This is a genomic window from Streptomyces sp. NPDC050416, from assembly GCF_044458845.1.
In the GTDB taxonomy this organism is placed as follows: domain Bacteria; phylum Actinomycetota; class Actinomycetes; order Streptomycetales; family Streptomycetaceae; genus Streptomyces.
This window is the reverse complement of the sequence record NZ_JBITII010000016.1, coordinates 39,439-52,565: the sequence shown is the minus strand read 5'-3', so window position 1 is coordinate 52,565 and position 13,127 is coordinate 39,439. Positions and strand designations below refer to the sequence as shown.

The following is a 13,127-nucleotide window of genomic DNA, read 5'->3' as shown; positions in this document are numbered from 1 at the left end:
GGAGCGGTCGGCTCAGACGTCGCGCCGCACCAGGAAACCGAGCAGGGACCGCAGTTCACCGAGGGCCCTCGCCTCCAGCGGCACCCCGGTGAGCGCCGACTCGACGGTGGTGACATGGCGCCGGGCCTCCGCCATGGCCGCCGCACGGCCGCCCGCCCGCTCGATCAGCTCCGCCGCAGCACCGGGATCGTCGCCCGTCTCCAGGAGCGCGGCGAGCCGGCCGCCGTGCGGGGAATCGAGCGCCACCAGCACCGGGAGGGTCTTCTTCCGTTCCCGCAGGTCGCCGTGGACGGGTTTGCCGGTGCCCCGGGGATCGCCCCAGATGCCCAGCACGTCGTCGACGATCTGAAAGGCGATCCCGAGGTGCCGGCCGGCCCGGTCGAGCGCGGCGGCCGTCTCTGGGGCGGCGCCGCCCAGCACGGCGCCCAGCGCCGCCGCGCAGCCCAGCAGCGAGCCCGTCTTGTGCTCCGCCATGGCCCGGTACTCGTCCGGCCGCACCCGCTCCGGCCCCGTCCAGGGACGGTCGGCGAACAGCAGGTCGTCCGCCTGCCCGCGCACCAGGTCGCCCAGCGCGACGGACAGCGTCCGCACGGCCGCGGCTCCGCCCGGCTGCGCGGCGAGGGTCTCGACGGCGAGCGCGAACAGGGCGTCGCCCGCGAGGACCGCGGGGCCCGTGCCGTAGGCCTTCCACACGGCCGGGCGGCGTCGCCGGTCCGCGTCGCCGTCCATGATGTCGTCGTGCAGCAGGGAGAAGGCGTGCACCAGCTCCACCGCGACGGCCGCGGCCACCCCGTCCCGCCCGGACGCACCGGCCGCCTCGGCGCCGAGCACGGCGAACGCCTGCCGTACGCCCTTGCCGCCCGGGGCGGCGGCCGGGGCGCCGCCCACCTCGCACCAGCCGAAGGAGTACGCGGCCATCTCGCCGACCCAGGGGTGCAGCCGGCCGACGGCTTCGGCGAGGGCGGGGCGCACGAGGGTGCGGCAACGGTGGAGGATCCGGTGGGGTTCGGCCGAGAGGCTGGGACTCGGCACGTCGTGCTGCCGTTCGCCGTGCGGGACAGTGTCCTGCCGTGCCGTCCCTACCGCCGTGGAGGACACCGTCACCGTGTCACCTCCGCCATCCTCGCCTCGACGACCCCGGTGTCCGGTATGCCGAGTTCGTCATATGCGCGCGCCACCATCCTGCGGGCGTGCTGGAGGCCGATCCGCTCCAGCGTGCCGGCCAGCTCGGCCAGTTCGGCCGCCGTCTCGGCGCGGTCACGGCCCAGCCGGGCCAGGGACTTGGCGAGGCCCAGCCGGGACAGCGCCTCCCCGCGCGGCTCGCTCATCTCGCGGAACTCCGCCAGGGCCTGCTCGTACAGGGCGCGCGCCTCGGCGTAACGCCCGGCCCGGTACAGGACGTTGCCGCGCATCTTGTGGTTGTAGGCCAGCGCGCTGGACAGCCGCATGTCGCGGCACGTCGCCTCCGCCTCGCCCAGCAGCTCCAGCGCCCGCTCGGTGTCCCCGTCACGCACCGACACCACGTCGGCCAGACCGCGCAACGCCCAGGCGTGACCGCGCCGGTCGTCGGCGCGCGCGGCGATCTCCGCGGACTCCTCGAACAGGGCGTAGGCGGTGTCGTAGTCCCCGGTATTGCGGTGCATCTGCGCGATGCCCTCCAGCGCCCACACCGTGTGCCGCGCCTCCCCGCGCCGCCGGGCCTCGGCGAGCAACTGCTCGTGCAGCCGGCCGACGGCCTCGTAGTCACCCTGGATGCGGCCGGTCTCGGCCAAGCCCGCCAGCGAGTAGCCGCGTACGACGATGTCCCCGCCCCGTTCGCCGAGGTCCGCCGCGAGCTGGAGCAGCCGGCGGGCCAGCCGGAGCGCCCCGCGCTGCCGGGCCAGTGTGCCGCCGCTCCACAGCGCCCAGGCCATCGCCGCCACGTCTTCGGCCTGACGCGCGGCGCGGTAACTCGCCTTCCACGCCCGGTCCGCGTCCTCGACCCGGCCCAGCCGGCGGTGCGCCTCGGCCACCGCGAGTCCGGAACGCGCCGCCTCCCCGGGTTTCCCGGCGCGCTCGGCCGCCCTCAACTGCTCGGTACCGGCGGCCAGGACGTCGGTCAGGGAGGAGTTGACGGACAGGGTGGTGAGCGCGCCCTGGTACTCCGGGGCGAATGCCTTGCCGTACATCGATGCCTTTCGGTCCGTACACGCACCATCTATACACAGAGCGTATACATGGCGTGTATAGAAGGGTGGAAACCTGCCCTGGCCACCAGGGCCAGGGCATCACCTGTTGTGGATCAAGACGTCGACCGTACGGACGGGGTTGCCTGTGAGGCGCAGATCACTGTGGGGATCTCAGTGCTGGCCGGCCTTCTGTGGAGTCGCCTCGCTCGGCCGCACCACGACGTGTCCCTCGCCCTGGAGCACCAGTTGGACGGCCTCGCCGGAGCCGCCGCGCAGCATCGAGCCGATGGACTGGGAGCGGTGCAGCGTGGTCTGGAGACCCGCCGTCCAGCCGACGATCGCGTCGGTGTCGACGTACACCGGATACTGCGGCGAGACCGGGATGACCAGCGGGTTGCCCTCGCAGATCAGCCCCAGCCTGCCGTGCCCGGTGAAGACGCTGTTGAAGAGGCCGCCGCCGGTGATGCCGGCGCCTTTCACGGTCGCGATGCGGTAGGACAACGTGGCGTCGAAGCACAGGACGTTGCGGCCGTTGACCGTGAACTCGTCGCCGGGTTCGACGTCGACGATGAAGCAGTTCTGCGCTTCGTGGGCGAACCAGGCCTCACCCTGCCCGCGCACGGCCATCAGCGGAAGTCCCTCCCCGGTGACCGCGCGCTTGAGCATGCCGCCCACGCCCTGGCCCTTGCGCTCGAACTGGAGGTTGCCGCGGTAGGCGATCATCGCGCCCTGGCGGGCGAGCATCTCGCCGTTCACCGTGTAGCGGAGGCACTTGGCGTTCTCAACCGTCATACCCGGTGCGACGGCCGGCTGCGCCATGTGCCTGCTGGAAAAGAGGTCACCCTTCATACCCGCATCCTCGCCCGGAGCGTTCCCCTCCGCCAAGATCGGGGGCGAGTGACGGGCAGGGCGCGCGGGGGCGCGGTGTCAGCCGCCGAAGAGCTGCGTCCAGTACGTGCCCGCGCGGCCGCCGCCCGCGAAACCGACGCCGAGGTGCGTGAAGCCGGGCTTGAGGATGTTGGCCCGGTGGCCGGGGCTGTTCATCCAGCCCTCCACCACCTCGGCGGGGGAACGCTGGCCGCAGGCTATGTTCTCGCCGATGGAACGCCGGGTGGAGCCCGCGGCGGCGGCCCGGTCCCAGGGCCGGCTGCCGCCGGGCGCGGTGTGTGAGTAGAAGTCGCGGGCCACCATGTCGGCGCTGTGCGCCTGGGCGGCGGCTGTGAGCAGGGGATCGGCGGCCAGGGGCGGGAGTCCGGCGCGGGCGCGCTCGCGGTTGGTGAGGTCGGTGACGGCCGCCGCCGCGCCTGCCAGCCCCTCCGGCGTGAGCGGCCTGGCCCACAGCGCGGTCCAGTAGGTGTCGCCGGTGGGTCCGTCGTGGACGTGGGCCACGCCGGTGTGGGTGAACGCCGGGTCGTGCAGTGTGCGGCGGGGCCCGTCCGCGCGCAGGCAGTACGAGACGAACTCGGCTGTGGTGCGCGGGCCGGACACCAGGTGCTCGCCGACGGTGAGGTACGTGTACCCGGCGCCGACGGCCCGCTGGTAGACCGACACGCCGTCCCGGCTCTCGACGCCGAGTCGTCCGGACGCGGCCATGGCCGCGGCGTGGGCCCGCGCCGCGGCCACGAGCCGGGGGTCGAGTGAGACCGGTGGTGAACCGGCCGCGGCGCGGGCGGAGTTGACCTGGGCGGCGAAGCCGTCCGGGTCGGGGACGTGCCGTGCGGCGGCCGGAGGACCGGGGGGCCCGCTCCCGGCCGGGCGCCGCGCGGCCGGGACCGCCGTCGGCCCGGGGACGGGTGCGTGGGCTGCTCGCCGATCCCGGGCGTCGAACCGGCCCGGCCGCGCGGCGCCCGGCCCGCCGGTCCCCGCCGAGCCCGGCACGGGTGCGGGCGGGTCGTCCACGACGTCGACGCCGAAGTCCCGGGCGAGTCCCGCCAGTCCGTCGGCGTACCCCTGGCCCAGGGCGCGCAGCTTCCAGCGGTCGCCGCGCCGGTAGAGCTCCGCGAGCAGCAGGACCGTCTCCTGCCGGGGGTGCGGCGGGGTGAACCGGGCGAGCGGGCGGCCCGCCGCGTCGGTGACGTGCAGTGTGGGGGAGGGCAGGCGGCCGAGGGCGGTTCCGGGCTCGGCGGGGCTGACGGCGACGGTGACCCGGGTGGCGCCGGCACGCAGTCCCGCCGGGTCCACGGTGAGCGCGTCGCCCCGCAGCGCCGCTCCCGGCGCGGCCGGCTGGTTGTAGAAGACGAAGTCGCCGTCCCCCCGCACCTTTCCGCCGTCGTCCGTGACGAGCGCGGACACGTCGAACGGGCCGGGCACCCGGACGGTCACCGCCCCGCCCGGAAGCGGCAGATTGCCACCGGGGACCAACTCGTTCATCACGCCCCCCTGCTCCTCGTCGTCCCGGCCTCCCGCGAGAACGCCGTGCCCCGACAACGGTCGTGGCGGCACGAGGGTTCCCCCTTCAGCCCTGGCCCACGGCGGTGAAGCCGGCGTCCGCGCACGGTCGTGCGGCTGGTGTCTGCCCGCGGTCGTGAAGCCGGTGCCAACCCGGGGTCGTGAGGCCGGTGTCTGTCCGCGGTCACGAGGCCGGCGCCCACTCACGGTCGTGAAGCTGACGCCGACCCGGGCCGTGAGGCTGGTGTCTGCCCGCGGCCGTGAAGCCGGTGCGAATCGGCGGTCGTGAGGCCCGTGCCAACCCGGCCCCGCGAGGCCGGTGTCTGCCCGCGGTCGTGAAGCCGGTGCCAGTCCCCGGCCGTGAGGCCGGCGCCCACCCACGGTCGTGAAGCCGGCGCCGACCCGGGCCGTGAGGCTGGTGTCTGCCCACGGCCGTGAAGCCGGTGCGAATCGGCGGTCGTGAGGCCCGTGCCAACCCGGCCCCGCGAGGCCGGTGTCCGCTCACGCCCCTGAAGCCGGTGTCCGACCGCGGCCATCTCGAAGACCAGTCGGCGACTCCCGGACCGACGCACGCGTCGGCACCCCCGCACCGTGTCGGAGGCCCGCACCACTACCGTGGCGTACGCCGGGGCGGCACGGAGTGCCGGGCTCGCTCCCGGTGGCTCCGCGACGCTGCGGGAACTCGCCCCTGACACCGCCCGACCCTGCACACCGGACGAAGGAGCGCCCACGATGCCCCGCACCGCACGCCCCCGCGGCCGCGCCGCCGCGGCCGCCCTCCCCTTGTGCGTCGCACTGGGCTGCGGTTCCGGCGGGACACCCCAAGGAGAGGAACCGTCCCCGCCGGCCGGCGCCCCGGCCGGCGGCCGGAACGACGTGGTCACCTGGGCCTCCTCCGCCGACCGCGTCGGCGCGGCGGTCGACGGCCGCGGCTACCGGCTGGTCGTGCACACCAGCGTCGGCGGCACCGGCCTGAGGGTGCGGCTGTCCAACGCCTTCGGGAACCGGCCGGTGACGTTCGGCAGCGTCCACGCCGGGCTCCAGCGCGACGGAGCCGCACTCGTCCCCGGCAGCAACCGGCCCCTGACCTTCGGCGGCGCCCGCTCCGTCACGGCCCCCGCCGGCGGCATCGTCTACAGCGACCCGCTGCCCGTCCGCGTCCCCGCCGCGAGCAATCTCGCCGTCAGCCTCTACGTGCCCCGGGCGGGACGGGTGCTCACCGGGCACTGGCTGGCGATGCAGACGTCGTACACCACCGACGGCGACCACACCGCGGAGGAGAGCGGCGCCCACTGGGCGCAACGGACCGGCTCCTGGTTCTACCTCGACGCCGTCACCGTGCGGCCCGGCCCCGCGGCGGGTGCCGTGGCCGCCCTCGGCGACTCGATCACCGACGGCTGGCATTCCACGACCGACCTCAACCGCCGCTGGCCCGACTACCTCGCCCGCCGGCTGCGCGCGTCCCCCACGACGACCGTCAAGGCAGTGGCCAACGCGGGTATCGCCGGCAACAAGGTGCTCGCCGACGGCCCCGGACAGAGCGCGCTAAACCGCCTGTCACGCGATGTGCTCGCACTGCCGGGCCTGCGCACGGTGTTCCTCTTCGAGGGCGTCAACGACATCAAGGCCGAGCCCGGCGCCACGGCGGAGGAACTCATCGCCGGGTACCGCGTGCTGGCAAGCCGGGTGCATGCGGCCGGGAAATGCGTCGTCGCCGCCACGATCGCTCCCTACAAGGGCTGGCGGGAATGGGACCCCGCCGGGGAAGCCGTGCGCCGGAAGGTCAACGCCTTCCTCCGCACCAGCGGCGCGTTCGACGCGGTCACCGACTTCGACCGCGTCCTGCGTAGCCCCGACGACCCCGAGCGGATCCGCCCCGCCTTCGACGGCGGCGACCACCTGCACCCCAACGACAAGGGGATGCGGGCGATGGCCGACGCCGTCGATCCGGAGAGCCTCGACTGCCCGAGCCGGTAGCCCGGGTCAGGGATACAGCCACCTCACCGGGGGCCGCCCCCGCCTGCGGCCCGCACCGAAGGCCGGCCGGTCAGCCGGACGCCGACGGCTCCGGGGTGATCAGCCCCTCCCGGTAGGCGACCGCCACCGCCTCGCCGCGGCTCGACGCGCCCAGCTTTGCGAGGATGTTGGAGACGTGGACGCTCGCCGTCTTGCCGCTGATGAACAGCTCCTCGCCGATCTGCCGGTTGCTCCGGCCGAGCGCGAGCAGCCGCAGCACCTCCCGCTCGCGTGCGGTGAGCACACCGGCGCGCTCCTCGCCGTCCGGCGTGTCCGCCAGGCGCCCGCGCCGGGCCAGGGCCTCCACCCGCTCCCGCAGCGGCGTGGCGCCGAGGCGATCGGCTGTCCTACGGACCTCGTCGGCCTCGGCCGCCGCCTCCTCACGACGCCCCGCCGCCAGCAGGGCCTCGGCGTACCGCAGCCGGCAGCGCGCCTGCTCGTAGACGTCGCCGTAGCCGAACGCCGTCACCACCGCCGACCAGGCGGAGGCGTCCGGCCCCGAGACGGCCCGCAGCCACTCCGCCTCCGCGCGGGCCAGCCACGCCTGCCCCTCGGGCCCCTGCGGGGTGCCGTTCTGGCCGCGGGCCGCGGTGGGCCGCGCCAGTTCCACCAGTTCGGCCGCGATGTCCGCCCAGCGCCGGGCCCCGGCCTCGTCACCGGCCGACCGCAGCTCGGCGGCCGCGTCGGCCACCGCGGACAGCGCCAGGGCGGCGAGCCGGACCGTGACGTCCGGGCGGTCGCCCGCCTCGTCGGTGAGGGCCGCGACCGTGGACCGGGTCCACCGCACCGCGTCCTCGGGATCGCGGCGCAGCGCCGCGGCGTCGGTGAGCACGATGCCCGCGACCAGGGTGGCCATCCAGTCGAAGGGCCCCTCCAGCAGGGCACGCGCCCGGTCGGCGGCCGTCATGTCGCCCCGAGCCAGGGCGACGTACAGCGCGGGACCGACCGTGTACCCGCCGGCGGCCGGGAGCACCTCGGCATCGGCCGCCGCCGCCCGCACACACTCGTCCCAGCGGCCCAGCACCTGCAGCACCACCAGCCGCAGGTACCGCATCTCCAGCGGATACGGGGACGACAGCAGACCGGCGCGCCGCGCCCGGTCCAGGCCCTCCGTCAGCCAGGGCACGCACTCCGCGAGTGCCCCCGACTCGTAATAGCCCATGGCCAGGTTGAACAGGGCACGCAGCTCCACGGCCGCGTTGCCCGAACTCCGCGCCAGCTCCCGGGCCTTCAGCAGCCGCTCCCGGCCCTCGGGGCCGCGCCGCCCGTCTCCGTCGAAGACGGCCAGGGAGATCAGCAGGTCCGCCTGGGCATCCGTCACCCGCAGCTCCTCGGCCACGCGCAGGGCCCGCCGGGCGACCCGCAGCGCGGTCTCGTTCTCCCCGACGTGGCGCGCGGCCAGGGCATGGGTGGCCGCCGCCCACAGCCACGTACGCGACGGAGGATCCTCGGGGATCATCTGCAGGGCCTCGCTGCTGTACGCGAACGCCGCCGTCAGGCTGTCCACGCTCAGCAGGTTCCCGGCGAGGGTGTAACGGACCCGGGCGGCCAGCTCGGAGTCGGCGTCCTGGCCGAGCTCCGCCAGCGCGGACCGCGTGAGGGAGACCGCCCGGTGCAGTTCCCCGGCGTGCGCGGCCGCCGCCGAGGCCCGCAATGTCAGCGTCACCCGGTCGACGCCCCCGCCCTTGGGCCGCGCCTCGGCACTCACCGCCGGCCACAGGTCGAGGGCCGCTTCCAGGTGCCGGTGCTCCTCGGCGGGCGCCCCGACCCGCTGGGCGTGATCGGCGGCCTCCAGGGAGGCGGCCAGCGCCTCGGCGAGGTCGTGGCTCTCCCGGTAGTGGTGGGCCCGCTCGGCGGCGCTCTCCGCGGCCGGGCCCTGCGCGGCGAGCAGCCGGGCGAACGCGCCGTGCAGCCGCGCCCGCTCCCCGGGGAGCAGATCGGCGTAGACGGCCTCACGGGCGAGGGCGTGCCGGAAGGAGTACGTGTCGTCGTCCCCGGCGACGAGCAACTGCCGCCCCACCGCCTCCCGCAGCGCCGACTCCAGCTCCTCCTCGGGCAGCCCGACCGCCTGCCGCAGCAGCTCGTGCTCCACGCGGCGCCCGGCGACGGCCGCGGTCCGCAGCACCTGCTGCGCGGTGTCGGACAGCTGTTCGAAGCGGATCAGCAGCACCTCGGCCAGCCCGCTGGGCACCCCGCCGGACTCCGTGTCCGTCGCCGCGAGCAACTCCTCCGCGTAGAAGGCGTTCCCCTCGGCGCGCTCCACGATCCGCCGCACCGTGGCCTCCGCCAGCGGACGCCGTTCGAGCTGCCGCACCAGCCTGGCCACATCCGAATCGCCCAGCGGCCGCAGCTCCAGCCGCTCCACGGAGGGCAGCCGTATCAGCTCGGCCAGCAGCGGCCGCAGCGGGTGGCGCCGGTGCAGGTCGTCCGCCCGGTACGAGGCGAACACCGCGAGCCGGTGCCGCAGAACGCCCCGGGCGAGCAGGAACCGCAGCAGATCCCGCGACGACTGGTCGGCCCAGTGCAGGTCCTCCAGCACGAGCAGCAACGGCGCGGCGTCCGCCACATCGGCCAGCAGCCCCGCCATCCCCTCGAACAGCCGCAACCGCCCGTCGACGTCCCGAGCGGAATCGGTCCCGGCCCCCAGCAGCCGCTCGACGACCGGATGAGCGGCCAGGGCAGCCGAGAACCGTTCGTCGGCGGCGAGCACGCCCAGGATCTCGGTGAACGGCAGATACGGCAGCCCCACATCACCGAGATCCACGCAGTGCCCGGTGACCACGGTCATGCCTGAAGCGGCGGCCCGTCCCCCGACCTCGTCCAGCAGCCGTGTCTTACCGACCCCGGCATCCCCGGCGACCAGTACCGCACGAGCCTCCCCACGCCGGGCTCGCTCCAGCACGCCGGTCAGCCAGGCAAGTTCGGATCCCCGCCCGACAACCGGCGTCATGTATGAAGCCTGCGGCACAGAACCAACCTTCTTCTCTTGGGGGCGCGGGGAACTGAGCTCCTAGGCCCGCAAAACCCTCGCCCAATCCGCCGGCACCCGCCCCGCAGGCCCCGGCACCGGCTGATCCACAGGATGACTCACCGGCCCGGCCAGCTCCGGCCCGGACTCGTACAACTCGTTCGTCGAGTAGTCCCAGTACCAGCCCTCACCCGGCTCGAAGCTCTGCACCAGCGGATGCCCCGACTCCCTGAAATGAGCCGTCGCGTGCTGCGCGGGCGAACTGTCGCAGCACCCCACGTGCCCGCACTGCGCACACCGCCGGAGATGGAACCACCACCCGCCGGCCGCCTCGCACTCCGCGCACCCGCTGCCGCTCGGCGCGGCACCCGGGTCGATCCCGTCGATCCCGCTCTCACCACTCATGCCGACTCCTCCTCGACCGCTGTCAGCGGAAGCAGCACCTGGAACCGCGTGTCCCCCGGCTCCGACTCCACCTGGATCGTCCCGTGATGCTTGTTGACCACGATCCGCCAGGAGATGTCGAGTCCGAGCCCGGTCCCCTCACCCACCGGCTTCGTCGTGAAGAACGGATCGAAGATCCGCCCCCGGTCCTCCGCCGGGATGCCGACGCCCGTGTCGCGGAACTCCACCAGCAGCCGGTCGTGGTCCCGGGCCGTCCGCACGGTCAGCGTCCCTTCCCCGCCCGCGCTGTTCATCGCCGAGACCGCGTTGTCGACCAGGTTCGTCCACACCTGGTTGAGTTCCGCCGGGTACGCCGGGATCCTCGGCAGCGTCCGGTCGTACTCCTTGACGACCTTGATCTGCCGGCCGATCTTGCCCGACAGCATCAGCAGCGTGCTGTCGAGCAGTTCGTGGACGTCGGCGTTCTGGAAGGGCGCCCGGTCCAGCTGGGAGTACTGCTTGGCCGCGTCGACGAGATGCGAGATGCGCGTGGTCGAGTCGTTGATCTCGTCCATCAGCAGCTCGGTCTCGACCGTGTAGTTGAGCCACCCGATCGCGCTCGGCAGGATCTCCTCGGCCACCGCCGCCGCGACCTGGTCCAGCCAGTCCTCGTCGAGACCGGCCTGGACGAAGGTGGGCGCGATCCGCCAGCCGTCCGGGATGCCGTGGTCGTCGAGCCAGTCGGTCAGCGCGTCCTCCCGGTCGGAGGCCTCCAGCGGACTCAGCGTGGGGGCCTTGGCGACGCGTTCGGCGGTGCGTTCCTGGAGGTCGATGAGGTTCGCCATGACCTCGGGGGAGTACGAGCCCTGCGCGATGATCGCCAGCTTGTGCCGCATCTTGCCCACCCGCTCCCGCAGCGTGGCGGTCGCCCGTACGGCCGCCGCCGCGGGGTTGTTGAGCTCGTGGGTGAGGCCGGCGGACAACGAGCCGAGCGCCAGCAGCCGTTCGCGCTGCCCGATGGCCCGCTGGGTGTTCTTACTACCGAAGAAGAGCCCCTCCAGCAGATGCACCGCCATCGGGAACCAGTCCTGCATGATGCCCGCGAACGTGTCGGCAGGCAGCACGAAGAACCGCGTCGGCTCGGTGACGCGCATGGAGTTGTTGTAGACCTGCGGCACCCGGTCGCCCAGATACGCCTGCATGGACCCCGCGTACACCCCGCGCTGAGAGGTCCGCGTCACCTCCACGTCGTCACCGCCGACCCGGCGGTACAGCACGACCGTGCCCTCCAGCAGCACGTAGAAGCAGGTGGCGGGGTCTCCCTCGGTGTAGACGGGTCCGGGCTCGAACTGCTCCACCCGCCCCTCGCTGCACAACCGCCCCAGCTGCTCGGGCGTGAGCTTCTCGAACAGGAACAGCGAGCCGATCTCCTGCGGGCTGCACGGCGCGGACTGCCCGCTCACGACTGCTCCAGATAACGGTGGACGAGCATCACGGCCATGGCTCCCTCTCCGACGGCGGACGCGACCCGCTTGGCGGACTCGGAGCGGGCGTCGCCCGCCACGAACACGCCGGGCACACTGGTCTCCAGGTGGTACGGCGGCCGGTCCAGCTCCCAGCCCTCCGGCGGGCGGCCGTCGGCGGTCAGGTCGGGCCCGGCGAGGATGAACCCGCGCTCGTCCCGCAGCACCGTGCCGTCCAGCCAGTCGGTCAGCGGGGCCGCGCCGATGAACACGAACACCCACTGCGCGTCGACCCGTTCGGTCTCTCCTGTGTCCACGTCCCGCAGGGTCAGCCGCTCCAGGCGGCCGTCGCCGTGCGCTTCCTCGACGACCGTGCGGGCGCGCACCTGGATGTTGGGGGACTCCTCGATCTGCTGGATCAGGTAGTGCGACATCGACGCCGTCAGCGACTCGCCGCGCACCAGCAGCGTCACCGACTTCGCGCCCCGCGCCAGGTACATCGCCGCCTGCCCGGCGGAGTTGGCGCCGCCGACGATGTACACGTCCTGTCCCTGGCAGGAGGGGGCTTCCGTCAGGGCCGACCCGTAGAACACCCCGCACCCGGTCAGGTCCTCACAGCCGGGCGCCGACAACTGCCGGTAGGACACGCCGGTCGCCAGGATCACGCTGTGCGCGGCGACCGCCGAGCCGTCCGAGAACCGTACGATCCGGGCGGCGCCGTTGACCTCCAGCGCCGTCACCTCGCGCGCGGTGAGGATCTCGGCGCCGAACTTCGCCGCCTGCCGCCGGGCCCGGTCGGTGAGCTGGGCCCCCGACACGCCGTCGGGGAAGCCGAGGTAGTTCTCGATCCGGGAGCTCTGGCCCGCCTGCCCGCCGGTCGCCGACCGCTCCACCAGCACGGTCCGCAGCCCTTCGGAGGCGCCGTAGACCGCCGCGCCGAGCCCGGCCGGGCCGCCGCCGATGACGACCAGGTCGTAGAAGTCGGCCGTCGGGGTCGTGGCCAGCCCGACCTGGGCCGCGAGGTCGACGGCCTCCGGCTCGATCAGCGGCGTCCCGTCCGGCGTGATCACCACCGGCAGCCGCATCCCGTCCGCACCGGCCGCGGCCAGCAGCCGCCGCCCCTCCGGTTCGTCGGAGGAGTACCAGCGGTACGGCACCTGGTTGCGGGCCAGGAACTCACGCACGTCCGAGGAGCGCGCCGACCAGCGGTGCCCGACGACCTTCGTGCTGGGCACGGGCCGGAAGTCGCTCGTCCGCCATGCCTGCAGCAGATCGTCCAGGACCGGGTAGAGCTTCTCCTCGGGCGGGTCCCACGGCTTGAGCAGGTAGTGGTCGAGGTCGACGACGTTGATCGCGTCGATCGCCGCGTTCGTGTCCGCGTACGCCGTCAGCAGCACCCGCCGGGCGCCCGGGTAGACGTCCAGGGCCTGTTCGAGGAACTCGATGCCGTTCATCTGCGGCATCCGGTAGTCGGCCAGGATCACCGCCACGAGATCGCCGCGCAGCTTCAGCTCCCGCAGCGCGTCGAGCGCGGACTCGCCGGACTCCGCGCGCACGATCCGGTACGACGCGCCGTACCGCCGCCGCAGATCCCTGGCCACGGCCCGGGAGACCCCCGGATCGTCGTCCACGGTCATGATGACGGTCCGCGCCGCATCGGCGGCCTGTGCCATACGTCCCCCACACCGGGCGGTCGACTCACGGCACGGCGCCCCGGGGCACCGCGCCGACCTCCGCCCA

The 13,127-nt window shown here is 74.0% G+C and carries 9 protein-coding genes; 1 reads left to right on the top strand and 8 read right to left on the bottom strand.

The features are described 5' to 3' along the window. Positions 1–12 precede the first annotated feature (12 nt). From ACIBL4_RS36460 to ACIBL4_RS36445, 4 genes are all read right to left on the bottom strand, one after another. The gene (locus tag ACIBL4_RS36460) at positions 13–1,104 is read right to left on the bottom strand and encodes a polyprenyl synthetase family protein (protein ID WP_399416096.1); all 1,092 of its coding nucleotides are present in this window, start codon (positions 1,102–1,104) and stop codon (positions 13–15) included. After that, on the bottom strand, positions 1,101–2,168 hold the full coding sequence (locus ACIBL4_RS36455; RefSeq protein WP_399416095.1) for a tetratricopeptide repeat protein: 1,068 nt from the start codon (positions 2,166–2,168) through the stop codon (positions 1,101–1,103). The genes ACIBL4_RS36460 and ACIBL4_RS36455 overlap by 4 nt, the downstream gene beginning before the upstream one ends. A gap of 171 nt (positions 2,169–2,339) precedes the next feature. Then, the gene (locus ACIBL4_RS36450) at positions 2,340–3,017 is read right to left on the bottom strand and encodes an AIM24 family protein (protein WP_399416093.1); all 678 of its coding nucleotides are present in this window, start codon (positions 3,015–3,017) and stop codon (positions 2,340–2,342) included. Positions 3,018–3,095: 78 nt separating this feature from the next. After that, entirely contained in the window at positions 3,096–4,538 is a 1,443-nt protein-coding gene (locus ACIBL4_RS36445; RefSeq protein ID WP_399416092.1) for a CAP domain-containing protein, read from the bottom strand. 750 nt (positions 4,539–5,288) lie between these two features. On the opposite strand from ACIBL4_RS36445, the gene ACIBL4_RS36440 reads away from it, so the two are divergent. Further along, positions 5,289–6,533, top strand: a complete 1,245-nt coding sequence (locus ACIBL4_RS36440; RefSeq protein ID WP_399416091.1) for an SGNH/GDSL hydrolase family protein — start codon at positions 5,289–5,291, stop codon at positions 6,531–6,533. 70 nt (positions 6,534–6,603) lie between these two features. Here ACIBL4_RS36440 and ACIBL4_RS36435 read toward each other — a convergent pair whose 3' ends face one another. Genes ACIBL4_RS36435 through ACIBL4_RS36420 form a run of 4 tightly spaced genes read right to left on the bottom strand, consistent with a single transcriptional unit; the run spans position 6,604 to position 13,060 of the window. Beyond that, positions 6,604–9,522, bottom strand: coding sequence for an AAA family ATPase (locus tag ACIBL4_RS36435; RefSeq protein WP_399416090.1), 2,919 nt, complete (start codon positions 9,520–9,522; stop codon positions 6,604–6,606). A gap of 60 nt (positions 9,523–9,582) precedes the next feature. Beyond that, positions 9,583–9,945 carry a UBP-type zinc finger domain-containing protein gene (locus ACIBL4_RS36430; protein ID WP_399416089.1) on the bottom strand — a complete coding sequence of 121 codons (363 nt, stop codon included), beginning with the start codon at positions 9,943–9,945 and terminating at the stop codon, positions 9,583–9,585. Continuing rightward, on the bottom strand, positions 9,942–11,387 hold the full coding sequence (locus ACIBL4_RS36425; protein ID WP_399416088.1) for an ATP-binding protein: 1,446 nt from the start codon (positions 11,385–11,387) through the stop codon (positions 9,942–9,944). The genes ACIBL4_RS36430 and ACIBL4_RS36425 overlap by 4 nt, the downstream gene beginning before the upstream one ends. After that, entirely contained in the window at positions 11,384–13,060 is a 1,677-nt protein-coding gene (locus tag ACIBL4_RS36420; protein ID WP_399416086.1) for an FAD-dependent oxidoreductase, read from the bottom strand. The genes ACIBL4_RS36425 and ACIBL4_RS36420 overlap by 4 nt, the downstream gene beginning before the upstream one ends. Positions 13,061–13,127: the final 67 nt, after the last annotated feature.

Bases quoted from the DNA above. Each gene is read 5' to 3' on its own strand.
- ACIBL4_RS36450 (WP_399416093.1), bottom strand. From the start codon at position 3,017: ATGAAGGGTGACCTCTTTTCCAGCAGGCACATGGCGCAGCCGGCCGTC.
- ACIBL4_RS36420 (WP_399416086.1), bottom strand. From the start codon at position 13,060: ATGGCACAGGCCGCCGATGCGGCGCGGACCGTCATCATGACCGTGGAC.
- ACIBL4_RS36440 (WP_399416091.1), top strand. From the start codon at position 5,289: ATGCCCCGCACCGCACGCCCCCGCGGCCGCGCCGCCGCGGCCGCCCTC.
- ACIBL4_RS36445 (WP_399416092.1), bottom strand. From the start codon at position 4,538: ATGAACGAGTTGGTCCCCGGTGGCAATCTGCCGCTTCCGGGCGGGGCG.
- ACIBL4_RS36435 (WP_399416090.1), bottom strand. From the start codon at position 9,522: ATGACGCCGGTTGTCGGGCGGGGATCCGAACTTGCCTGGCTGACCGGC.
- ACIBL4_RS36430 (WP_399416089.1), bottom strand. From the start codon at position 9,945: ATGAGTGGTGAGAGCGGGATCGACGGGATCGACCCGGGTGCCGCGCCG.
- ACIBL4_RS36455 (WP_399416095.1), bottom strand. From the start codon at position 2,168: ATGTACGGCAAGGCATTCGCCCCGGAGTACCAGGGCGCGCTCACCACC.